Origin of the sequence: Pseudomonas sp. THAF187a (assembly GCF_009363395.1) — a bacterium.
GTDB lineage: Bacteria > Pseudomonadota > Gammaproteobacteria > Pseudomonadales > Pseudomonadaceae > Aquipseudomonas > Aquipseudomonas khazarica.
The window spans coordinates 1128078-1148551 of record NZ_CP045349.1; the positions used below are offsets into that span (position 1 = coordinate 1128078).

At 62.2% G+C, this 20474-nt stretch carries 22 protein-coding genes, 1 tRNA gene and 1 pseudogene; 13 read left to right on the forward strand and 11 right to left on the reverse strand.

Annotation, left to right across the window (positions count from 1 at the left end):
* Positions 1-5: 5 nt before the first annotated feature.
* The 4 genes from FIV02_RS05155 to yaaA form a co-directional block, all read right to left on the reverse strand.
* Positions 6-1169: an alginate biosynthesis protein Alg44 gene (locus tag FIV02_RS05155; protein WP_150608254.1), complete on the reverse strand. Its 1164-nt coding sequence runs from the start codon at positions 1167-1169 to the stop codon at positions 6-8.
* 26 nt (positions 1170-1195) lie between these two features.
* A complete protein-coding gene (gene alg8 / locus FIV02_RS05160; protein WP_047587947.1) occupies positions 1196-2677 on the reverse strand; it encodes a mannuronan synthase in 1482 nt (493 codons plus the stop codon).
* 48 nt (positions 2678-2725) lie between these two features.
* Complete coding sequence (gene algD / locus FIV02_RS05165) at positions 2726-4036, reverse strand: GDP-mannose 6-dehydrogenase (protein ID WP_037047397.1); 1311 nt, start codon at positions 4034-4036, stop codon at positions 2726-2728.
* 702 nt (positions 4037-4738) lie between these two features.
* Complete coding sequence (yaaA, locus tag FIV02_RS05170; RefSeq protein ID WP_152487993.1) at positions 4739-5518, reverse strand: peroxide stress protein YaaA; 780 nt, start codon at positions 5516-5518, stop codon at positions 4739-4741.
* Positions 5519-5789: 271 nt separating this feature from the next.
* Here yaaA and FIV02_RS05175 point away from each other — a divergent pair, with 271 nt between their 5' ends.
* From FIV02_RS05175 to moaE, 5 genes are all read left to right on the forward strand, one after another.
* On the forward strand, positions 5790-6044 hold the full coding sequence (locus FIV02_RS05175) for a hypothetical protein (protein WP_134677771.1): 255 nt from the start codon (positions 5790-5792) through the stop codon (positions 6042-6044).
* Positions 6037-7428 (forward strand): PhoH family protein, encoded by a 1392-nt coding sequence (locus FIV02_RS05180; RefSeq protein ID WP_037046840.1) that lies wholly within the window; start codon positions 6037-6039, stop codon positions 7426-7428. The genes FIV02_RS05175 and FIV02_RS05180 overlap by 8 nt, the downstream gene beginning before the upstream one ends.
* Positions 7429-7616: 188 nt before the next feature.
* The gene (moaC, locus tag FIV02_RS05185; RefSeq protein ID WP_152487994.1) at positions 7617-8093 is read left to right on the forward strand and encodes a cyclic pyranopterin monophosphate synthase MoaC; all 477 of its coding nucleotides are present in this window, start codon (positions 7617-7619) and stop codon (positions 8091-8093) included.
* Positions 8090-8332, forward strand: a complete 243-nt coding sequence (locus tag FIV02_RS05190) for a MoaD/ThiS family protein (protein ID WP_037046846.1) — start codon at positions 8090-8092, stop codon at positions 8330-8332. The genes moaC and FIV02_RS05190 overlap by 4 nt, the downstream gene beginning before the upstream one ends.
* 74 nt (positions 8333-8406) lie before the next feature.
* Positions 8407-8859 (forward strand): molybdopterin synthase catalytic subunit MoaE, encoded by a 453-nt coding sequence (gene moaE / locus FIV02_RS05195; RefSeq protein ID WP_152487995.1) that lies wholly within the window; start codon positions 8407-8409, stop codon positions 8857-8859.
* A 174-nt stretch (positions 8860-9033) separates the two neighbouring features.
* On the opposite strand, the gene FIV02_RS24775 is transcribed toward moaE, so the two are convergent.
* Positions 9034-9198, reverse strand: a complete 165-nt coding sequence (locus FIV02_RS24775; RefSeq protein ID WP_167494383.1) for a hypothetical protein — start codon at positions 9196-9198, stop codon at positions 9034-9036.
* A gap of 173 nt (positions 9199-9371) precedes the next feature.
* Between FIV02_RS24775 and FIV02_RS05200 the strand changes: the two genes are divergently transcribed.
* Positions 9372-11288, forward strand: a complete 1917-nt coding sequence (locus FIV02_RS05200; protein ID WP_152487996.1) for a bifunctional UDP-sugar hydrolase/5'-nucleotidase — start codon at positions 9372-9374, stop codon at positions 11286-11288.
* 220 nt (positions 11289-11508) lie between these two features.
* The gene (locus tag FIV02_RS05205; protein ID WP_152487997.1) at positions 11509-12423 is read left to right on the forward strand and encodes a DMT family transporter; all 915 of its coding nucleotides are present in this window, start codon (positions 11509-11511) and stop codon (positions 12421-12423) included.
* 58 nt (positions 12424-12481) lie between these two features.
* On the opposite strand, the gene FIV02_RS05210 is transcribed toward FIV02_RS05205, so the two are convergent.
* Both FIV02_RS05210 and FIV02_RS24780 read right to left on the reverse strand, forming a co-directional pair.
* A complete protein-coding gene (locus tag FIV02_RS05210) occupies positions 12482-12928 on the reverse strand; it encodes a hypothetical protein (protein ID WP_152487998.1) in 447 nt (148 codons plus the stop codon).
* Positions 12929-12955: 27 nt separating this feature from the next.
* Entirely contained in the window at positions 12956-13129 is a 174-nt protein-coding gene (locus tag FIV02_RS24780) for a hypothetical protein (protein WP_172979130.1), read from the reverse strand.
* A 228-nt stretch (positions 13130-13357) separates the two neighbouring features.
* Here FIV02_RS24780 and FIV02_RS05215 point away from each other — a divergent pair.
* Both FIV02_RS05215 and FIV02_RS05220 read left to right on the forward strand, forming a co-directional pair.
* Positions 13358-13434: transfer RNA gene (locus FIV02_RS05215), tRNA-Met, on the forward strand.
* Between the two features lie 102 nt (positions 13435-13536).
* On the forward strand, positions 13537-14112 hold the full coding sequence (locus FIV02_RS05220; protein ID WP_152487999.1) for a hypothetical protein: 576 nt from the start codon (positions 13537-13539) through the stop codon (positions 14110-14112).
* A gap of 148 nt (positions 14113-14260) precedes the next feature.
* On the opposite strand, the gene FIV02_RS05225 is transcribed toward FIV02_RS05220, so the two are convergent.
* From FIV02_RS05225 to FIV02_RS05240, 4 genes are all read right to left on the reverse strand, one after another.
* Positions 14261-14638: an excalibur calcium-binding domain-containing protein gene (locus tag FIV02_RS05225; protein WP_172979131.1), complete on the reverse strand. Its 378-nt coding sequence runs from the start codon at positions 14636-14638 to the stop codon at positions 14261-14263.
* Positions 14639-14656: 18 nt separating this feature from the next.
* Complete coding sequence (locus FIV02_RS05230; protein WP_152488000.1) at positions 14657-15076, reverse strand: type II toxin-antitoxin system VapC family toxin; 420 nt, start codon at positions 15074-15076, stop codon at positions 14657-14659.
* On the reverse strand, positions 15073-15318 hold the full coding sequence (locus FIV02_RS05235; RefSeq protein WP_152488001.1) for an Arc family DNA-binding protein: 246 nt from the start codon (positions 15316-15318) through the stop codon (positions 15073-15075). Before FIV02_RS05235 ends, FIV02_RS05230 begins: the two co-directional genes overlap by 4 nt.
* Positions 15319-15506: 188 nt before the next feature.
* Complete coding sequence (locus FIV02_RS05240) at positions 15507-15875, reverse strand: hypothetical protein (RefSeq protein WP_152488002.1); 369 nt, start codon at positions 15873-15875, stop codon at positions 15507-15509.
* Between the two features lie 117 nt (positions 15876-15992).
* Between FIV02_RS05240 and FIV02_RS05245 the strand changes: the two genes are divergently transcribed.
* From FIV02_RS05245 to FIV02_RS05260, 4 genes and pseudogenes are all read left to right on the forward strand, one after another.
* Complete coding sequence (locus tag FIV02_RS05245; protein ID WP_152488003.1) at positions 15993-16745, forward strand: class I SAM-dependent methyltransferase; 753 nt, start codon at positions 15993-15995, stop codon at positions 16743-16745.
* A gap of 110 nt (positions 16746-16855) precedes the next feature.
* Complete coding sequence (locus FIV02_RS05250; RefSeq protein WP_152488004.1) at positions 16856-17311, forward strand: MerR family transcriptional regulator; 456 nt, start codon at positions 16856-16858, stop codon at positions 17309-17311.
* Complete coding sequence (locus FIV02_RS05255; RefSeq protein WP_152488005.1) at positions 17259-17645, forward strand: carboxymuconolactone decarboxylase family protein; 387 nt, start codon at positions 17259-17261, stop codon at positions 17643-17645. The genes FIV02_RS05250 and FIV02_RS05255 overlap by 53 nt, the downstream gene beginning before the upstream one ends.
* A 1213-nt stretch (positions 17646-18858) precedes the next feature.
* Positions 18859-19722, forward strand: a pseudogene (locus FIV02_RS05260) (phage integrase N-terminal domain-containing protein).
* Positions 19723-20474 lie beyond the last annotated feature (752 nt).

Genomic DNA, 20474 nt, shown 5'->3' on the forward strand with positions numbered 1-20474 from the left:
ACTCCTCAGCGACCTGCGGCGACGGCGCGGTCGACCAGCCAGCTCAGCGACGGGCCACGGTCGATGACCACGTCCACCGGCTGTCCGGCGAGGCTGGCGGGCAGGGTGTCCTGCGGCTTGATCACCACGCGGATGTCCGAGCTCAGGCCGCCGTCGTGCAGGCTGCTGCTGACGATCTCGCCGCGTCGCGACTGCGCTTCACCCGCGACCTTGAAGGTCACCGGCGTGCCCGGACGGGCCTGCTCCAGGTGGCGGTAGGGGAAGCTGGCGCTGACGGTGGCCACGCCATCCTGCGGCACCAGCTCGAAGATCACGTCGCCCTTGCTGGCGAACTGGCCGTCCGCGACCAGCTGACGGGCGATCTTGCAGTTGCACGGGCTGGTCAGGGTGCCCTGCATCTCGCGGGCGAACAGCGCCTCGATCTGGCTCGGCTCGAGCTGGTCGTCGCCCAGGTGGCCCTTGAGCATCTCCAGCATGCTGGTGGTGAAGGTGGCGATCGGCGCGCCTTTCTCGATCATCCCGTCTGGCTGGGCCAGGCTCTGCACGCTGCCCTCGCGCGGCATGGTCACCTGCAGCGCCGGCAGGCTGATCTGCGCCGACTGGGCATGGGTGACGAAGTACAGGCCGTAGATCGACTTGCCGATGTAGCCGAAGGCGGCCAGGCCGATGAGGAAGATGGCGCCACTGAAGGTGACCGCACGCAGGCGGCCGAACACGCCCATGCCGCTGCCGGAACCGTTCTTGCGCGCCTTGGTGAAGTTGTCGCGCTGGAGGATGTGCAGCACTTCGCCGACATTGACCAGCTCGCCGGCCAGGTGGGCGCTGATCAGGTGGCGCAGGGCGGCCGTCTCGCGGGCGCCGAGGCCGTGGAACTGGCAGCCGACACGGTTGTGCTCGGGCTGCACCGAGGTGACCTGGAACTCGATGTCCAGGCCCAGGACCAGGCTGTCGAGCTGGAACTGCAGCTGGCCGCGATGGAAGTCGCCGACCTTGTGCGTGGCGTTCTCGCTGGTGAAGCTGAAACCACCCGCGGAGACATCCTGCAGGCGCGCGTCGATACGCTCGCGCTGGGCATTGCTGTAGCGCAGGCGCCCGGGCAGCTTGACGCGGGCGTGCTGGCGCTGGGCTTCGGACTCATGGACGACGTTGAGATTGGCGACAGAGTTCATGGTGGCTAATTCCTATTCGAGTACGGTCACACCAGCGCCAGCAGCGCGGCGATGAAGACGGAGGCGGCAGAGAAGGTCATGGCGCGTGACGACCAGCTGTTGAACCAGCTGGCGAAGCTGGACAGGCCACGGTTCAACTTGGTCGGTTGACGGGTCCAGGACTGCTGGTCGAGGCGGAAGAACACGTAGATCTTCACCAGCGCACCGACGATCTGGTTGTAATAGAGAAGGACCGGGTAGGCCGGGCCGATGCGATGCCCGGAGAGCATCAGCAGCAGGGTCAGGATCAGGCGCGTGCTGCCGATCCACAGCAGGTAGATCAGCAGGTACATCAGGCTGTACTTGATGCTGGCGATGAGCGCCACGCACAGGCCGAGGATGCAGGTCCACATCGATACCCGCTGATCGAACAGCACCAGGCTGGTGAAGGCACCGAGGCGCTTCACACCCAGGCGCAGGGCGCGCGAGTTCTGCCGCAGGTTGTTGCCGTACCAGCGGAACATCAGCTTGCGGCTGGCCTTGATGAAGCTCTTCTCCGGCGGGTGCTCGACCGTGTTGATGCTGGCGTCGGGCACGTAGAAGGTGTCGTAGCCCAGGCGCATCAGGCTGAACCAGCTGGATTTGTCGTCGCCGGTGAGGAAGCGGAAACGCCCCAGGCGCCAGTGTTCCAGGTGATCGCTCTCGACGTCGGTGATGAACTCGGGGTTGGTCACCACGCTGGCGCGGAACACCGACATGCGGCCGGTCATGGTCAGCACGCGCTTGGAGAGTGCCATCGAGCACATGTTGAGGTGGCGTTGGGCGAAGCGCAGCTTGTGCCATTCGCTCATCAGGTAGCTGCCGCGCACCTCGCAGAACTCGTTGGTGGTCAGGCCGCCGACGTTGGGGAACAGCTTGAACCAGGGCACGCACTTCCTGACCACGCCAGGGTCGAGCACGGTGTCGCCGTCGATCACCGCCGCGACCGCATGCTCGTCCGGCATCTGCCGGGAGATGGCGCGGAAACCGTGGGCCAGGCCGTCACGCTTGCCGGTGCCGGGGATGCGCACGATGTCCAGCTTGACGTGCTCGGGGGGCTCGGCCTGCGCCCAGAGGTTCTTGATCAGCAACTCGTCGGAGAGCTCGACGATCGAGCACACCACGGTGGTCGGGTAGCCGCAGTCGATGGCTTCGCGAATCACCGAGCGGTAGACCATGGCGGTGGTCAGCGCGTCGATGCGAAAGCTGGTGACCATCAGGAAGACATGCGAAGGGTCCGCCGCCTTGCCCAGCTTGAGCACCTTGCGGCGATACCAGGGGTAGACCAGATAAAGGAACAGGCAGCCGCGCACGAAGTGCATGGCGCCCATGGAGTAGCGCCAGATGCCGACGATGCCGATGAGCAGGAGGAAGTCCCGCGATTCGGGGTCGAACACCGTGCGTGGCAACGCCAGGGCCAGGAGCATCAGCAGGCTGAGGTAGAGCAGCCAGCCGCTGGCTTCGTTGAGGCCGTTCTTGAGCTTGTCCATATGTGTCTCTCGGTGCCCGCGTGTATGGCACGCGGGCACGCCAGGCCCTTACCAGCAGATCCCTTCGGCCACGCCATTGCTGGCGTGGGGCATGAAGCCCACCAGGTCGATCACGCGCTTGCCGCTCGGCGCCTGCTCGGCCAGTTTGGCGAAGCGCTCGTCGCTGTTGCCCAGGACGATGATGTCGGCCTTCGCCACCACGTCTTCCAGGTCGCTGTTGAGCAGCGAGGAGACGTGCGGGATTTTCGACTCGATGTAGTCCTTGTTGGCACCGTGGACGCGGGCGTACTCGACGTTGCGGTCGTAGATGCTCAGGTCGAAGCCCTTGCCGATGAGCATTTCCGCCAGCTCCACCTGCGGGCTTTCGCGCAGGTCATCGGTGCCGGCCTTGAAGCTCAGGCCGAGCAGCGCGACCTTGCGCGAGTCATGGCTGGAGATGATGTCGAAGGCCTTCTGCACCTGGGCGGCGTTGCTGCGCATCAGCGAGCCGATCAGCGGCGCCTCGACGTCCAGGCTGCCGGCACGGTAGTTCAGGGCGCGCACATCCTTGGGCAGGCAGGAGCCGCCGAAGGCGAAGCCGGGCTTCATGTAGTAGCGGGAGAGGTTGAGCTTGTGGTCCTGGCAGACCACGTCCATCACCTCGCGACCATCGACGCCGACGGCCTTGGCGATGTTGCCGATCTCGTTGGCGAAGGTGACCTTGGCGGCGTGCCAGACGTTGCAGGTGTACTTGATCATCTCGGCGACTTCGATGTCCTTGCGGATGACCGGTGCGTCCAGCTCGCTGTAGATGCTTTCCAGCAGGTCGCCGGAGGCGCGGTCCAGCTCGCCGATGACGGTCATCGGCGGGAAGTCGTAGTCTTTGATTGCGGTGCTCTCGCGGAGGAACTCGGGGTTCACCGCCAGGCCGAAGTCGACGCCGGCCTTCTTGCCCGAGCAGTCCTCGAGGATCGGCAGCACCACGTTCTTCGCGGTGCCCGGCAGTACGGTGCTGCGTACCACCACGGTATGGCGCTCGCCCTTGTCGCGCATGGCCATGCCGATCTCGCGGCACACGCCTTCGATGTAGTTCAGCTCCAGGTCGCCGTTCTTCTTGCTCGGCGTGCCGACGCAGATGAACGACACATCGCTTTCCAGTACGGCTGCAGCGACATCGGTGGTGCCGCGCAGGCGGCCCTGACGCAGCCCCTGTTGCAGCAGTTCTTCCAGGCCCGGTTCGACGATGGGCGATTTGCCGTTGTTGATCAGGTCGATCTTGTGCGCGGAAATATCCACGCCAATCACGTCATGGCCGCGAGCCGACAAACAGCCGGCACACACGGCCCCTACATAACCCAAACCGAAGATACTGATTCGCATGGTATTCACCTCGTCCGTATGATGCAGTTTCAAATACTGGCCTTATGGCCAAAACGCGTCCGTGAACTTGCTGTTCATTACAGCGGCAAGTTCATTCAGGCATAAGTAGAGTGGGGCACCGGAAGTGGTGCCAAGTACGGGCCTTTATAGGAAAGTGGCCCTTTGATGTTGTCGCTTGTGCCTCGCGGGAGGCCTCTGTTTCAGTGCTTTGGCGGGTTCGTGAATCTCCCTGTTGAATACAGGAACTTTCGTTTGGGCGAGTCTGTCCGGCGAAAGTTAATTCGCAATCAGGCAGGTTCAGTGACAAAGAAAGTTATGTATTGAAATGTGTTACGGGCTGTATGAGTCGTGGCGCTTTCCGATAGTTCCTACCGTTCGTCCTGATGCTGAACCGGAGCTGAACGGCTAATTGATCGCAATATAGTGGCAAGTTTGCAAAATGCATGATGGCACATCGCGATTTAATTAATTCGAAACTATCCGATAACTAAACGGCGCGATAAGTTCGCTGGAAAGTTGGGATGAGCTGAAACTGTGATGCCAAGCAGGTTTCTGCATGCGCAACACCGTGCCGGGGAATCTTTGGCGCGTGCGGGAATCGGGGCGGGGATATGGCGGGGGAGAGGCGAGGACGAGGTGCGCGGGGCGGACGCGGAGCCCGCGCACCAGCCGATAGGCGGTGCACGGGCGGCCAGGTCGGGTTCAGTCCTGGGGCTGGTCGCGCAGGAAAACCAGCTTGTCGGCCTGGGACTGTTCGGCCGAGTAGCGGTAGCCCTGATAGTTGAAGTCCTTCAGGCCTTCGGGGTCGTTCAGGCGTTCCTTGATCACGTAGCGGGCCATCAGGCCGCGTGCTTTCTTGGCGTAGAAACTGATGATCTTGTACTGGCCGTTCTTCAGGTCCCTGAACTCGGTGTCGATGATGCGCGCGTTCAACGCCTTGCGCTTGACCGCGCCGAAGTATTCGTTGGACGCCAGGTTGAGCAGTACGTCGTCGCCTTGGGCCTGCAGCGCTTCGTTCAGCCAGCCGCTGATGCGTTCGCCCCAGAAGGCATAGAGGTCCTTGCCTCGGCCGTTGGCCAGCTTGGTGCCCATTTCCAGGCGATAGGCCTGCATCAGGTCCAGTGGCCGCAGCACGCCATATAGGCCGGACAGCATGCGCAGGTGGGCCTGGGCGAAATCGAAATCTTCCTCGGAGAGGTCTTCGGCATTCAGGCCGGTGTAGACGTCACCCTTGAACGCCAGCAGCGCCTGTTTGGCGTTGGAGGGGTTGAACGGGCGTTCCCAGCTGCCGAAGCGTGCGGCGTTGAGACCGGCGAGCTTGTCCGACAGGCCCATCAGCTCGGCGATCTGGGCCGGGCTGAACTCGCGCAGCTGGGCGATCAGTTCCTGGGCGTGGTCGAGGTGCTCGGGTTGGGTGAAGCGCGGGGTGGCGGGTGGCGTCTCGTAATCGAGGGTCTTGGCCGGTGAAATCACCATCAGCATGGGCAGGGTCTCCAGAAAGCGTGGCGACGATTCTAGAGGTCGGGGATCGGCAAGACCACCTATCGGGGCGATTGACAGCGACCGCGTCGACGCCTGCCCAGGCATCGGCGTGCGGGTGATCCTGTCGGCATGGGTTGCCGGCGGAGGGAAGCAGATGGACGCTTGCGTGAAGAACTGCGCTGCACCGCATTGGCGCGGGGGATGCTGCAAGAGGGTGCGGCGATTCGGCGCAGAAAGCCGGGTAGGACTTAGGACTTTAACGGTGTCCTGCGTGAGCGCCAAGCGCTATCTGTCGCACCGACAAATAAACCCCGGGTTCGAGAAAAAAACATTTTTCTGTCATGCGAATTGGGGTAATAAAAAAGCAAGACCGCCGAAACCTGCAGACAGGTGGCGGCCATTGGCCCTCACCTTGCTTGCCACCTTTCGGCCCCGATCTGAAAAATCGGCGGTCTCTGTCCGGCGCAGCACCGACCCTGGTTTTGCGTCGCCCGGCTACGACAAGAAGGTGACCGAGTATGGATGACCACGGACGCTCCAAGCCCACCGCTCCAACCCTCTACGCCCTCGACACCAACGTCCTGATTCACGATCCCAATGCCCTGCTGAACTTCGAAGAACACCACGTCGCCATCCCGATGACGGTGCTGGAAGAGCTCGACAAGCTGAAATCCGGCAAGCATGGCGTCGCCGCCGAATGTCGCCAGGCGATTCGTCTGATCGACCAGATCCTCGCCGGAGCCGAGCCCGAAGACGTCGAATACGGTGTACCCATACAGCGCGGCAAGAGCGGCCCCTGCGGGCGTCTTTCCATTCTCATGAGCAAGAGCGCGGCGCCGGTGACCTGGCTGCCGGAGAACCTCAACGACAACAAGATCATCAACCAGCTGGTGGAGCTGAAGACGCGCAATCCCGGGTTGTCCGTGGTACTGGTGACCAAGGACATCAACATGCGCCTGAAGGCGCGTGCCTGTGGCATCGATGCCGAGGACTATCACACCGACCAGCTGGTCGATGACGTTTCCCTGCTGTCGAAGGGATACCACGACCTGCCCGGCTCGTTCTGGGAGCGTGTGAGCAAGGTCGACACCCGCCAGGATCATGGCCGCACCTGGCATCGCGTGCAGCTCACCGACAACCTGCCCGCCGTGCACGTCAACGAGTTCATTCTCGATGAGCAGGGTTTCGTCGGCTGGATCAAGGCCATCAAGGGCGACGAACTGGTGATCCTCGACATGCACCAGGAGCCGCTGCTGCATCAGGAAGCCTGGGGGCTCAAACCGCGCGACATTCACCAGGCCCTGGCGCTGTTCGCGCTGCTCGACCCGGACATCCACCTGGTCAACCTGTCCGGTGCCGCCGGTTCGGGCAAGACCATCCTGGCGCTGGCGGCGGCCATCGAGCAGACCATGGTCAGCAAGCGTTACCGGCGCATCATCGCCACCCGCAGCGTGCAGGGGCTGGACCAGGAGATCGGCTTCCTGCCCGGTACCGAGGCGGAGAAGATGGAGCCCTGGCTCGGCGCCATCACCGATAACCTCGAGGCCCTGCACATGGAGGACGAAAGCACCCATGGCAGCGTCGACTACATCCTGCAGAAGGTGCCGCTGCAGTTCAAATCGCTCAACTACATCCGCGGGCGCAGCTTTCAGCAGAGCCTGATCCTCATCGACGAGTGCCAGAACCTCACGCCGCACCAGATGAAGACCATCATCACGCGTGCGGGCAGTGGCTCGAAGGTGGTGTGCCTGGGCAACCTGGCGCAGATCGATACGCCGTACCTGTCGGCGCCCAGCTCGGGGCTGACCTACCTCACCGAACGCTTCAAGGATTTCCCTCACGGCGTTCACATCACCCTGCAAGGCGTGCCGCGCTCGATCCTCGCGGAGTACGCGGAAAGCCACATGTAACCTTCGGGCGGGCAACCATTCGCGCCCCTGTTCGCAAGAACAGGGGCGTTTTTATCGGGCGGGAATCGCAGGCGCGGCTTCAGCCACGATATTCGCGGATCACCTGCAGGTTCATCCCCGCTACGACATGCCTGCCAAATCCTGACCTGCGGGTTTACAATCGACCGATTCCCGCCAGGAGCTTTCCCGTGCTGACCCACCTCGATTCCCAAGGCCGTGCGCACATGGTCGATGTCACCGACAAGGCGACCACCTTTCGTGAAGCCACCGCCGAGGCGCGTGTACGCATGCTGCCCGCCACCCTGCAGATGATCGTCGCCGGCGAGCACCCCAAGGGTGACGTGTTCGCCGTGGCGCGTATTGCCGGTATCCAGGCGGCGAAGAAAACCAGCGACCTGATCCCCCTGTGCCATCCGCTGATGCTCACCGGCGTCAAGGTCGAGCTGAGCGCGGAGGGCGACGATGTCGTGCACATCACCGCGCGTTGCAAACTGTCGGGGCAGACCGGTGTCGAGATGGAGGCGCTGACGGCCGCCAGCGTCGCCGCGCTGACCCTCTACGACATGTGCAAGGCCGTGGATCGTGGCATGGTCATCGAGCAGGTGCGCCTGCTGGAAAAGCTCGGTGGCAAGAGCGGTCATTACCAGCTGGAGAAACAAGCATGATTCGCGTGCAGTACTTCGCCCGCTATCGCGAGGCCCTGGGCCGCGACGACGAACAGCTCAGCGGCGATTTCGCCACGCTCGACGACCTGCGCCTGCACTTGCTGGCGCGTGGGGGCGAGTGGGACGTGCTGGGCGAACAGAACCTGATGTGCGCGCGCAATCAGGAGCTGTGCAGTCTCGACGAGCCGCTTGCCGAGGGCGATGAAGTGGCCTTCTTCCCCACCGTGACGGGCGGCTGAACAAGCGCTTCGTGGCGTACACCTATAAAGCAGCGGCCTGCGTGCAGGCTGCTCCCGACCTGGATACCTCACTCATGACCATTCGCGTACACAGCCAGCCGTTCGATCCGGGGAGCGAACTCAACGCGCTGCATGCCGCCAACCTCGGCATCGGCGCCGTGGTCACGTTCGTGGGCTACGTGCGCGATTTCAATGACGGCCGTGAGGTGGGGGGCATGCTCCTCGAGCACTTCCCCGGCATGACCGAAAAGGCCCTGGCCAAGATCGCCGAAGAGGCCCGCGAGCGCTGGCCGCTTTTGGGTATCGAGATCATCCATCGCGTTGGCCGCCTGGAACCGGGCGAGCCCATCGTCTTCGTCGGCACCTGCAGTGCCCATCGCCAGGCCGCGTTCGACGCCTGCAACTTCGTCATGGATTATCTGAAGACCCGTGCACCGTTCTGGAAGAAGGAAGACACCAGCGAAGGACCGCGCTGGGTGGAGGGGCGCTGCAGCGACCAGAGCGCCGCCGAGCGTTGGAAGCAATAGAGCATCGCCTGCGGTGCACGAGCGGCTTCTGCGCCTGTAAATTCAGCATTTAGCGACGCTGACTTTCCCTGCGCGCTGTCTCTCGTAGTGGCGAAAACCCACTTCACGCAGGCACCGGGGTGCCGGCGATACCTCGGGCGAATCGCCAGCGAGCCGGCTCCCGCACGCGCGCGTTCACGCCAGCGCCAGGTGTACCCGCAGCGCGATCGGCACCAGCATCAGCAGCACGCCAAGGCCGAGTACGCGAACGCCCCATTCGTGCTCGCGAAAGTTGAAACCGATGCCCAACAGCAGAAAACCGCCGATCAGCAGCATCAGCATCAGGTGATAGTGGTCCATTGTTCTTCTCCACTTCGCAGTCCTGATTACAGATTAGTCCTTCCCTCCGCGAGCGTTGCTGATCTGTGGCAACGAATGCCTGACACCATTGGCGACAAGCTGCGTCCCGATTGGTCGCTGCCTGGCGTCGGGCGCTGCCCCATACTGTGCGCAGTCATCGTCAAGGATCGTCCATGCGCCTGCTTTTCTCCCTCCTGCTCGCCGGCGTGCTGAGCGCTACGCCGCTGTTCGCTGCCGAGCGCAGCTTCACCATCCTGCACAGCAACGACTGGCAGTCGCGGCTGCTCGGTTTCGGTCCCAACAACGAATACAGCCCGGCAACGCTGAACGATGACGAGACGGTGGGCGGCGTTGCCCGCCTGGCCACGCTGTTGCAGCAACGCCGCAGCGCCGCCGGTGAGGAACCGGTGCTGTTGCTCGATGGTGGCGACTTCACCATGGGCACGCTGTTTCACACCATCTCCCGCGAGATGGGCAGCGAGCTGCGCCTGATGAGCGAACTGGGCTACGACGCGGCGGTGATCGGCAACCACGAGTTCGACTTCCGCCCCGCAGGCCTGGCCGCGATGATCAGCGCCGCGCACAAGGTGGAGGGCGACGCGTTGCTGCCGCTGCTGTCGAGCAACATGCGTTTCGACCCGGCGAGCAAGGCCGACGACAGCCTGCAGGCGCACTTCGAAGCCGGACGCATCCTGCCGTACAAGCTGATCGAGCGTGGCGGCATCCGTTTCGGCCTGTTCGGCTTGCTCGGCAACAATGCCGTGGCGGTCAGCCCGATGATCCAGCCGCTGACGTTCGCCGACCCGGTCGCCACCGCCAGGGAAACCGTGGCCAAACTGCGCGAGGAGGGGGCCGAGGTGGTCATCCTGCTGTCGCACATGGGTGTCACGCAACAGGCCGACGGCAGCTGGCGCGGCGAGGACGTGGAGCTGGTCGAGCAGGTGCCGGGCATCGATATCGTCGTCGGCGGCCACTCGCACGTGGCGCTGCCGCAGCCGGTGCTGGTCAACGGGCATACACCGGTGGTGCAGGCCGGCTCGGAGATCCAGTATCTCGGTGAACTGCGCATGACGCTTGGCGACGACGGTGTGACGCAGGTACGCGACTACCGCCTGCATCCGATCAATGACCGCATCGCCGGTGACGCAGTGATCACCGCCCAGGTCGAGGACTTCAAGCAGGTGGTCAGCGAGCGCATGCTCAACCCCAGGGGCTACCGCTTCGACCAGCCGCTGGCCAAGGTCGATCAGCGCCTGGGGCGTGACTTCAGCGATCACACCCTGGCCAACCTGGTCACCGACGCGCTGCGCCATGCGGTCGATGCCGACCTGGCCTTCACCGGCAACGGCACCATCCGCGATGACCTGATCAAGGGCCGGCATGGCGTGCAGGACGTCTCCGACCTGTTCCGCATCGCCCCGCTGGGCATCGGCCAGTTCGATGACGAACCGGGCTACCCGATGATCAAGGCCTACGTCAGCGCTCGCGAGATCAAGTCCCTGCTGGAAGTGCTGCTGCTCGCCTACCAGCTGCGCGACAGTGACAGCTACTACCCACGGGTTTCCGGCGTTCGCTTCACCTACAACCCCTGGCGCGTGCCGTTCGATCGGGTCAGCCGCATCGAGATCGGTGACCCGGTCAAGGGGTACCGCGACCTCGATCTCGACGACACGCGCCTCTACAGCATCGGTGCCACCAGCTACGTCGGCAGTTTCACCTGGCTGGTGCCGGACCTGACCAAGGGCCTGCTCGACGTGATCCCCAAGGATGCCGCAGGCCGTCCGTTGCCGCGCATCGAGGACGCCATCGTCGACCAGGAGCCGAACACGCCCGGCGTGCAGGAACTCAAGGAGTGGCAGGCACTGCTCGACCATATCCGCAGCCTGCCGGATCTCGATGGCGACGGCCTGGCCGACATTCCCACCACTGGCGCGGCGGCCGAGGCGCGCATGGTTCGCGCGCCCAGCCTGAATCCGCGCGAGATGTTCCGTCTTGCCGGCCCGATGCAGTGGGGCGCCAGCGCCGTGGTCCTGCTGGGCGTGCTGCTGATTCTCGGGTTGCTGATGCGCCTGCTGCGTCGCTGGTATTGAGGGGGAGTACGCACCTGCCCATGGGCTGTCGATTTCGACGCGCAGACCCCGGGTGCGTACCTGGCTCGGTCACCCTGCAACCTTGCCAAGCATTGCCTGCCTCCGTATGGTGCAAAGCCGCCTGATTCGGAAGCTATGCAATGATCGCTCAGCACCGTTCGCTCGCTGACCGCACACGACCAGGCGACGCGTTCCTCGTCATCACCCTGGCGCTTGCCTCATGACTGCACTCAATCACTCGCGCCCGCTGGCGCTGTTCGGCCTGCTGCTGGCCAACCTCTGCTGGTCCGGCAATGCCCTGGTCGCACGTGCCTTCGCCGGGGAAATCGCGCCGTTCACCCTGGCGTTCTGGCGCTGGTGCCTGGCGTTGGCGCTGCTGCTGCCCTTCGTCGCCATGCCGCTTTGGCGCCATCGCGCGGCTGTGGGCCATGCCGGGTGGCGCCTGCTGGTGCTCGGGGGGCTGGGGATCGCCGGCTATAACTCGCTGCTCTACAGCGCGGCGCAGACCACGGCGGCGATCAATATTTCGCTGGTCAACACCTGCCTGCCACTGGTGACGTTCATCGGTGCCGGGCTGCTGCTCAACGAATGGCCGGCGCGACGCGCCTGGTGGGGCATGCTGGTGGCGGTGATCGGCCTGGCGGTGCTGATCAGCCAGGGCCAATGGAGCCGCCTGGCCAGCCTGTCGTTCAATCAGGGCGATCTGATCATGCTGCTGGCGGTGGTCGACTGGGCGCTGTACTCGCTGCTGCTGCGGCGCTGGGCCAGCTACCTGCAGCCGATTCCGCCACTGGCGCTGCTGGGGGTGTTCATCATGTTCGGCGTGCCGCTGATCCTGCCGTTCTACCTGTATGAACTGAGCCAGGGTGCACAGCTGGCGCTGAAGACCGCCAATCTCTCGGCGGTCGCCTACACCGCCGTATTCGCCTCGTTGCTGGCTTACCTGGCCTGGAACCACGGCATCCGCGTGATCGGCGCCGCCAAGGCGGCGCTGACCAACTACCTGATGCCGGTGTTCACCGCGCTGCTGGGATGGGTGCTGCTGAACGAAAGCCTGCAGCTCTACCACTGGCTGGGCGCGGCGATGATCTTCGGCGGCCTGCTGCTGGCCACGCGCCCTGGCAGGCGTGCCTGAGGAACGAGCACCGCATGCAGGGTGGGTGCATTCCGTGCGTGGTGAGGCAGGCAGCGTGTCAGTCCGGCTTGAGCATCACGAAGGCCTCACCATCTTGGCGATCATGCATCAGGATGAAGCGCTGCCCGGCGATCACCATCTTCACGGGCGCCTTGCGTGGCACCGTGGTGCCGGCATTCACCGCAGCTGCGCTGAGCATCTGACTCGTCAGCGTGTCGTCCTGTTGCGACTCGCCGGTCACCACGCACTCGTGACTGACCTTCACCTGGATACTCAGGCTCTTGTCTGCATTGAAGCCGACCGTGGCGAAGCCCATGTCGGTCATCTCGGTAATGCCATGCTGACGCGCCACGCGATGCGCCTCGGCAAAGCTCGGTGCGGTTTGCAGGCAGATATCGCGGAAAGCCTGCACCAGTGGCGAGGTCACCGGCACCGGTGGCTGCGAACCCAGGTTGGCGCAGGCGCCCAGAAGGCTGCAGCTGACAAGCAAGGCGAGCTTTTTCATCACATCATTCCTTAATGAGGGATAGGTTCAGGGCTGCTGCGATTGCTCGCAAAGATCATGCCCCAGCACCTGCGAAGCCAGCCCCTTGGCCAGATAGGTTTCCACCACGCGGCCATGGGCACACTCGGTCCTGTGCCCGATGGCAACGCCGATGGACAGCAGAACGAATAGCGCCAGACCGATATTCTGGATGGGCGTCATGACAGGGCTCGTTTGGAAATGAATGAGGCAGGATGAACAGGCCGACAGGGGATGGCAAGCACTGATCCCGGCCATTGCGCCAAGGGGTCGAGAGGTGTGACACAGAGCCTGCAGCGAGCCGTCGAACGTACCGTTGCCTGCGCAGCCTAACCACTTGATAAAGCGTAAATTTATCGATGATCTGGGGTTGACAGCCGTAAGCGAGACGCGGAAAATGCGCGCCACGTTGGCTACATAGCTCAGTCGGTTAGAGCGCAGCATTCATAATGCTGATGTCCCAGGTTCAAGTCCCGGTGTAGCCACCATACAAATCAAAGGGTTAGCTTCGGCTAGCCCTTTTTTGTTTGTGGTTCCAGACTACAAACAGACTACGGACCGACTACTCTTCCAAAAAAGCAGGATGCTAGATGAAACTCCTAAGACCCATTTTCTTAGCGGTTGTCTTGTTCGGTGCAGGGACGCTCGTATTCTCCTCACTGCCGTTGCATTACCAAAACGCTATTCGCGACTGGTATGCTCGTCTAGGTACACCTACCTATGCGGAGTCACCGGACCATTTCTCTGCACGAGATCAAGCTGCGGTCATCAGCGAAAATCAGGCGCGTGGCCATAAGCTGAAATGCTACGGAAACCTCGGCCCCGCTGAGCGTATTACAGCCCAGAACGACTACCTTTGCTCTGCCCATATCAGCAAGGCGTATGACAATATTCCCGCACGGTTGGTGACGTTCTTTTTTACGAAGAACAAGCTGAGTAACGTACGTATTGAGTTTGCGGACGGTAGCTTCGATCAGCTGCAAGATTATCTGACCAGAAAGCTCGAGAATTACCCTCGTCTGGACCAATTGCCAGGCGCTAGGTTCGGAACTGATGCCTTTGGGAAGAAGCTGGTCGTCTGGCGGGTTCAGAGCGGCCTGCTCACGGCCCAGGCGGAGGCGACACCGGGGCAGAATCCGATAATTCTGTGGAGTGGCTATCAGTGAGAGCCTTGCTCGGGACTGGCTGGGTACAGCGATGCATGCCTCCCGATTCGAGCGTGGCTTAGCCGCCTACAAACCAAAGGGTTAGCTTCGGCTAGCCCTTTCTTGTTTGTGGTTCCAGACTACGGGCCAACTACGCATTGTCTCCGCTTTACCGGCACCACTGTTGCTCACAGGGAACGCGGTCTCCGTCGCCATCCATCTTTGTGCCGGGGCAGTTGTTCAAGAAAAAGGTAGCTTCTTCGCAGGATCTCATCTGCGAACAGTGGATGCGACCATCGCAGCGATACTGCGTTGCTTGCCCTGAACCGGGCACGGCGGACGTAGCAGGTGAGGATGTAGAGCTGCTCGAACTGAAAGACGGCAACAAGCTTTCGAGCGAGAAACTTTCCGATGGCTGCTTGATGATCGGCTCACTTAACAAGCTGCCATCGTCAGAGGTGTTCGTAATCATTGGGCTTGCGGGCCGATCGAAGTAGAAATGCCAGATCGCTAGACCTGCAGCCAGCAACACAATCCATTTTTTCATGGCACTTCCTTGCTCGAACTAGGCGCTCCAAGGATCTACCAGAGCAACGCCCAGCGTTTCGAAGTGGCGAATATTGCGAGTTGCGATCACGGCATCATGCAGCCGACCAATTGCAGCGATCTGCGCATCGGCCATATCAACCACCCGCCTTTTAGCCTCGGTTTCTGCGGCTATCTCTGCATAGTACACAGCGGCATCTGCATCGAACGGCAGAATATTGCCCGCGAAGTCCTCATCGAACATAGCTGAAGCCACATCGAGCAATCCTTGTTTGCGCTTGCCGTCTGGCATCCTGGCAATGCCATAAAGAATTTCCGCAACGGTGATCGAGGTGATTACCAGATCCCCGACAGGCTGAGCGTCAACCCACTCCAGAACCTGGGGCGCAGGCTTGGCGCGCATGAGCTCCGACAGCACGTTAGTATCAAGTAGGATCATTCATCGAAGCTCGCAGCACGGGCGTTGTCTTTGCGCTCTGGTAGCTCAAGGTCTGCCCCTCCAACAGCGGCAAAGCGGGAGTGAATCCGGCTACCCAAGCCACCACGCTTTCCTTGTCGTGACAGAGCCTGCCGAATGATCACCCGGGCTTCTTCTTCCATGGAACGGCCGTGGCTAGCCGCTACGATACGCAGCTGGGCTTTCAGGTCGTCGTCGAGATTTCTAATAGTGATAGCGGCCATGGTTGCCTCCCGTGCATTCAGTGCAATCAGTGATAGCATAGCTGTGCGCGGGCCACATGCACACAGCCGCGGGTCTCACTGGTAGATACCCTGAAAACCCGCCACACTGACCCCATTCATTCTCTTGTTGCCGGTCAAGAGGATCGGCTTCCTTATTGTTCCCGTGTCGTTTGTAGACAGCTGTCCTGCTAGCTGTTCTTGATCCCTGTGCAGGCCACGTATCGGCTGGCAACGGCGATGACATCGGCTTTGTTGGCGAAGGTCTGGGGAGACTGGGAGAAGATGCGGTCCTCGCACATGTCCCGGTAGTTTTCGTAGCGGGCGATGCAGCTGGCGGAGGTCTTGCCTGTGGCCTGCTCGTAACTGGCGTCGTTGCAGAAAAAGGTCACCAGCTGGTGGGTCCCAACCTTGACCTCATCGAGACTGACGCTTGTGGCTTCTACCTTTTGCAGCAGGGCCTGGTAGCTATCAACATCGATGGCCGTGGCCGCGAAGTGCTCGGTATAGAGGTAATAGCCGCCGGCGGCGACCGCGAGCAGCAGGAGCAGGTTTTTCATTTGCTTCATCCTTGATGGCGAAAGCCCGGCAGAATAGAAACGCTGATGACCATTGTCCACGGTGTGCGTGCGCTACCGGACGGTTCCTTTTTCTTCGATCTGTGTGATGTGTGCTGAATGAAATCCTTTGATGAGCTGGTGGCTGAAGCTGAAGCGGCCGATGTGAGTGGTTGGGGCTTTGCGTGGCTGGCGGGGCGAGCCAGCGAGGAGCGTCCTTCCTGGGGGTATTCCAGGTTGCTGGCGCAGCGCTTGGCGCAGGTGGAGTCGGCGCTTGATCTGGACACCGGTGGCGGTGAGGTGCTGGGCGAGGTGCCGCGCTTTCCTCCGCGAATGTGTGCCACGGAGGCGTGGCCGCCCAACGCCCGCAAGGCCCGCGATCACCTGGGGGCGTGTGGCGTGCAGGTGGTGGAAACCACTGCGGCGGACAGCGTGCTGCCGTTTGCGGACGCGTCCTTCGAGCTCGTCACATCGCGTCATCCTGTGTCCCCGAACTGGGCAGAGATCCATCGTGTGCTTAAGCCGGGCGGATGCTACTTCGCGCAGCATGTCGGTGCGGCTTCGGCGTTCGATCTGATCGAGCGCTTCCTCGGGCCGCTTCCACAGCAGCGACGTCAGCGCGATCCGCAGGACGAGGCGGCCGCCGCGCAGGCAGTCGGGCTGAATGTGACGGATCTGCGTGTCGAGCGCTGTCGTCTGGTGTTCAACGACGTCGGGGCGGTGGTATGGATTCTGCGCAAGTGCGTGTGGTGGGTACCTGACTTCTCCACTCGCAAGTACCACGATGTATTGCTGGCCCTCGATGAGCAGATGCGTGGTGGGTGGCCATTCGTGGCGTATTCGACTCGGCACCTGATCGAAGCGCGGCGTTAACCCGGAGCGCTGCCACGCGGGTCGGTTGGGCTATCGGGCGTTGCTCGGTGCTTGACGTGGATACCGAAAGGGATTGACTTAGAGCGCGCTCGAACTTTTAGGATCGCCCCATGGAACCTCATCTGAGCATCGACGAAGTCGCCCGCCGCACCGGGCTGACAGCCCATACCCTGCGCTATTACGAGCGCATCGGGCTGATCGGGCCGGTGGGCCGCACGGCGAGTGGGCAGCGCCGTTATGCGCCTTCGAACATGGCCTGGATCGAGTTCCTGCTGCGCCTGCGCACGACCCGCATGCCGATCGGCAAGATGCAGGCGTTCGCGGCGCTGAGGGGCGCCGGAGACCCGACGGTGCCGGCGCGTCGCCAGATGCTGGAAGAGCACCTCGCGGAGGTTCTGACCGAGATCGAAGCGATGCGCTGCGCCGCCGATGCGCTGCACGCAAAGATCGAGCACTACCGCTCGTGCGAGCAGTGTCTGGCGCCGGAGTCATCAACCGAGAGGGGCAACGAGCATGAGCAACGAAAGTCGGTACCAGCGGGGGCTGGCGAGGCTGAAGGAGATTGACGGCGAGGCCGGTGAGCGGGTGGTCGAGAGTCTGGCTGGCATCGCCCCGGATTTCGCGCGCTACCTGGTGGAGTTCCCGTTCGGCGATATCTACTCGCGGCCGGGGCTGGACCTGAAAAGCCGGGAGATCGCCGTGGTGGCGGCGCTGACTGCCCTTGGCAATGCTGCTCCACAGCTGAAGGTGCATGTGCATGGCGCGCTGAACGTCGGTGTCAGTCGTACCGAGATTGTCGAAACGATGATGCAGATGGCGGTGTATGCCGGCTTTCCCGCTGCACTCAATGGCCTGGCGGTGGCGCGGGAGGTGTTCGAGCAGCGCTCTGAGGCGGCCTGACGCCGGGCCATAAGCGCGAAGCCCCCAGCGGCGTGGATCCGCTGGGGGCTTCGAGGGAGCGGGGCAGGCTCAGACGTTGATCACACGTTTAAACGTTGATCGGTCGGCAAAGATCCATGAGCACTGAGTTTCACGGGGAAAGCGCGCCATGGCCCTCGCGGTAATCGCTGGAAGTACCCCCAGTTGTACCCCAAGGGGGTGTCAGGATCATAGATCAGCCCGGATGACGATGCCAGCATAGCGCGATAGCGCGCTCTGTCTTCGCGGCCTGCGGCCTTGATCAAGAGGCGCTGCCTCTTGGAACTCCGTTCTCGCCGAAGGGCAAGGGTGCAGGGGGTAGAGCATCCCTGCACCCTGCCGAAAGTCTGCTGCGCTGCATGGGCGTCAATGGTGCACTGCGCCGGGTGCTCACCCGTTCGGTGCTCGCCTGCGGCTTGCGCACCCGCCATTGACCCCCACTACGTGCGAAATCAGCCCCAACGCCGAGCCACCTCCCCAGATGCCACTGGATGGGTTTTGCACAGGTAGCCGACAAGGCCATAGGCTGCGTCAGTGCTGTAGGCTGGGGATATGTATGCGCCTGCCGCAGCCCCTTACTCATTGCACGAATCGGATGCCACGAGATGGGCCGTCACTGCACGCCGCAGTGACGGCCCCGCCCACACCAGCAGCAATACGGGCGAAAGCCTGATCCTATTGTATGCGGCATACATGATGATGGCTGCCCTACACTGACCGGGCAGTTGCCAAGACCGATGGGCTTCATACATCGGCACCCCAACAGCACAGGTTCCCGCAAGTGCTGGCCCATCAGGGCGGAACCCACCCAGGTATGCCCAGGCTCCTGCTGCATACCGGCCCCTATCCATGGGGCGGAGCCTTCTTCATCTGCCTGCATTTCATCCCTTCCCGCGCCCTCGGCGCACTGTCCCTGGCAGCCATGGCCTGTGCGCAATGTACAGGACTGCCACCGCTTTCCTTATCCCATTCACTTCATAGGAGGACTCATCGACGTTTACAGCCTGTTCATCTCGCACGACCTCCGTCCGGCCTTCCAGTAGGAAGCAAGACGGACGCCTCATCCGAGGCTCTGGTGTCTCCTGAACACCATGCCCTTGCCCTCACGGGATCTCGCCTAGCGAGTTGGCACCAACACTAACCATTGAGTTTCAGGACAACGCAGCACCGACGGCGCTTTCTGGGAGACCGGAAGATGGATGACTTGACCTATACCCTGCGGCAGCTTTGCCACCGCAACCGCGACGGCAGCCACAACACCCAGGCCGACCGCATGCGCTCTCTGACGTTGGCTGCACGGCAACTGCGTGAGTCCGGCTTTCGGCAGATGAAGGCATCGTCGCTCAAGGGCAAGCACGTGCAAACGCTGCTGGATCGTTGGCAAGGCGAAGGCCTGTCATCTGGCACCCTCAAGAACCGGCTTTCCCATCTGCGCTGGTGGGCCGAGAAGATCGGCAAGTCTGGCATACTGCCGGCGGACAACATGCAGCTTGGCGTGGCCGAGCGCCGCTATGTGACCAACGTCAGTAAGGCCCAGGAACTGGGATCGGGGCTTGACCTAGTCACCGATGCCCACGTGCGCATGAGCCTTCAGCTACAGGCCGTCTTCGGGTTGCGTCGGGAATAGGCAATCAAGTCCCAGCCCAGCTATGCCGACCGTGGCGATCATCTCGCTCTGAAAGGCTCGTGGACGAAAGGAGGAAGGGAACGTACCGTGCCGATCACCACGCCCGAGCAACGCGAGGTGCTCAAGGCGGCGCATCGTCTGGTGGGAGCCAGGTCATTGATCCCGGCACACAAAAACTACATCCAGCAACGGCACGTCTATGATGGTCAGTGCAAAGCGGCCGGGCTGAGCCACATGCACGGGCTACGTCATCAGTACGCGCAAAGCCGTTATGAAGCTCTGACAGGGTGGAAAGCCCCTGCGGCAGGAGGACCGCAGCGTCAAGCACTGACCTTGGCTCAGCACCTGATCGACACCGCAGCTCGTGAGCGCATCAGCAAAGAACTCGGCCACAACCGTATCGGAATCGTGTCGGTCTATTGCGGCCGATAGTACTTTACATAAATAAGCGATACGCGTAGGCGTTTCCCGGCAGCGTAGAGACATTGGCAATGGTTCTTGCCAGCCGTTGTGAGTGGCCGGAACTGGGTCGTACAGTGCATCGTTGTTCCAGTCCATCTTTGTCAGAGCAAGTGCTTCGAATGCAGTCAGTTCGATCGGCCCGACGCCCGCGTACCGCACGATGTTGATCGGGCGCGGAATGCTTTTACCGCCTTGGTAATAGTCGCCGCGCGACGCGGCGCGGGGGGCATTGCCGGCAACCCAGACCAGCGCGGATTTGCCAGAACGTTGCAGCATGGCACCTCGCGGCACAGGGTAACCATCAGGCTCGCTTCTCCTCTCAGGCGTGGGATTACGGCTTTCCTGTAACCAAACGCCTCGCCATCCTGCATTGCTGGCCACCTCGACACACTCGACCTCCCGAATAGCGGAGAGCGCATCCAAGGCACCTTCCAGCTCCTCTGGCTTGAACGATGTTGTCTTATGGACGACCATGCGGCGATGGAGCAAACCGCCGTTACGGCTTTGATACAGAGTCAGGCTCCGGGCAAGCACCGCCCGCATGTCGCTTCGGCTAAGAAAGGGGGTTCGTCGCGCTTCTTCGACATCCTTGACGGGGTCGCGTGCCTCGAAGGCAACGAACTGCATGCCACCACCATCGGCGTCAAATACCTGCGAGCAGCAGGTCACATAATGCGCTTCTTGCGGATTGCCCCTCAGCGCATAGGCCAACCCGATGTATG

Coding starts and splice junctions, on each gene's coding strand:
- FIV02_RS05155 (WP_150608254.1), bottom strand. CDS start 1,169: ATGAACTCTGTCGCCAATCTCAACGTCGTCCATGAGTCCGAAGCCCAG.
- alg8 (WP_047587947.1), bottom strand. CDS start 2,677: ATGGACAAGCTCAAGAACGGCCTCAACGAAGCCAGCGGCTGGCTGCTC.
- algD (WP_037047397.1), bottom strand. CDS start 4,036: ATGCGAATCAGTATCTTCGGTTTGGGTTATGTAGGGGCCGTGTGTGCC.
- yaaA (WP_152487993.1), bottom strand. CDS start 5,518: ATGCTGATGGTGATTTCACCGGCCAAGACCCTCGATTACGAGACGCCA.
- FIV02_RS05180 (WP_037046840.1), top strand. CDS start 6,037: ATGGATGACCACGGACGCTCCAAGCCCACCGCTCCAACCCTCTACGCC.
- FIV02_RS05190 (WP_037046846.1), top strand. CDS start 8,090: ATGATTCGCGTGCAGTACTTCGCCCGCTATCGCGAGGCCCTGGGCCGC.
- moaE (WP_152487995.1), top strand. CDS start 8,407: ATGACCATTCGCGTACACAGCCAGCCGTTCGATCCGGGGAGCGAACTC.
- FIV02_RS24775 (WP_167494383.1), bottom strand. CDS start 9,198: ATGGACCACTATCACCTGATGCTGATGCTGCTGATCGGCGGTTTTCTG.
- FIV02_RS05200 (WP_152487996.1), top strand. CDS start 9,372: ATGCGCCTGCTTTTCTCCCTCCTGCTCGCCGGCGTGCTGAGCGCTACG.
- FIV02_RS05205 (WP_152487997.1), top strand. CDS start 11,509: ATGACTGCACTCAATCACTCGCGCCCGCTGGCGCTGTTCGGCCTGCTG.
- FIV02_RS05210 (WP_152487998.1), bottom strand. CDS start 12,928: ATGAAAAAGCTCGCCTTGCTTGTCAGCTGCAGCCTTCTGGGCGCCTGC.
- FIV02_RS24780 (WP_172979130.1), bottom strand. CDS start 13,129: ATGACGCCCATCCAGAATATCGGTCTGGCGCTATTCGTTCTGCTGTCC.
- FIV02_RS05220 (WP_152487999.1), top strand. CDS start 13,537: ATGAAACTCCTAAGACCCATTTTCTTAGCGGTTGTCTTGTTCGGTGCA.
- FIV02_RS05225 (WP_172979131.1), bottom strand. CDS start 14,638: ATGAAAAAATGGATTGTGTTGCTGGCTGCAGGTCTAGCGATCTGGCAT.
- FIV02_RS05230 (WP_152488000.1), bottom strand. CDS start 15,076: ATGATCCTACTTGATACTAACGTGCTGTCGGAGCTCATGCGCGCCAAG.
- FIV02_RS05235 (WP_152488001.1), bottom strand. CDS start 15,318: ATGGCCGCTATCACTATTAGAAATCTCGACGACGACCTGAAAGCCCAG.
- FIV02_RS05240 (WP_152488002.1), bottom strand. CDS start 15,875: ATGAAAAACCTGCTCCTGCTGCTCGCGGTCGCCGCCGGCGGCTATTAC.
- FIV02_RS05245 (WP_152488003.1), top strand. CDS start 15,993: ATGAAATCCTTTGATGAGCTGGTGGCTGAAGCTGAAGCGGCCGATGTG.
- FIV02_RS05250 (WP_152488004.1), top strand. CDS start 16,856: ATGGAACCTCATCTGAGCATCGACGAAGTCGCCCGCCGCACCGGGCTG.
- FIV02_RS05255 (WP_152488005.1), top strand. CDS start 17,259: ATGAGCAACGAAAGTCGGTACCAGCGGGGGCTGGCGAGGCTGAAGGAG.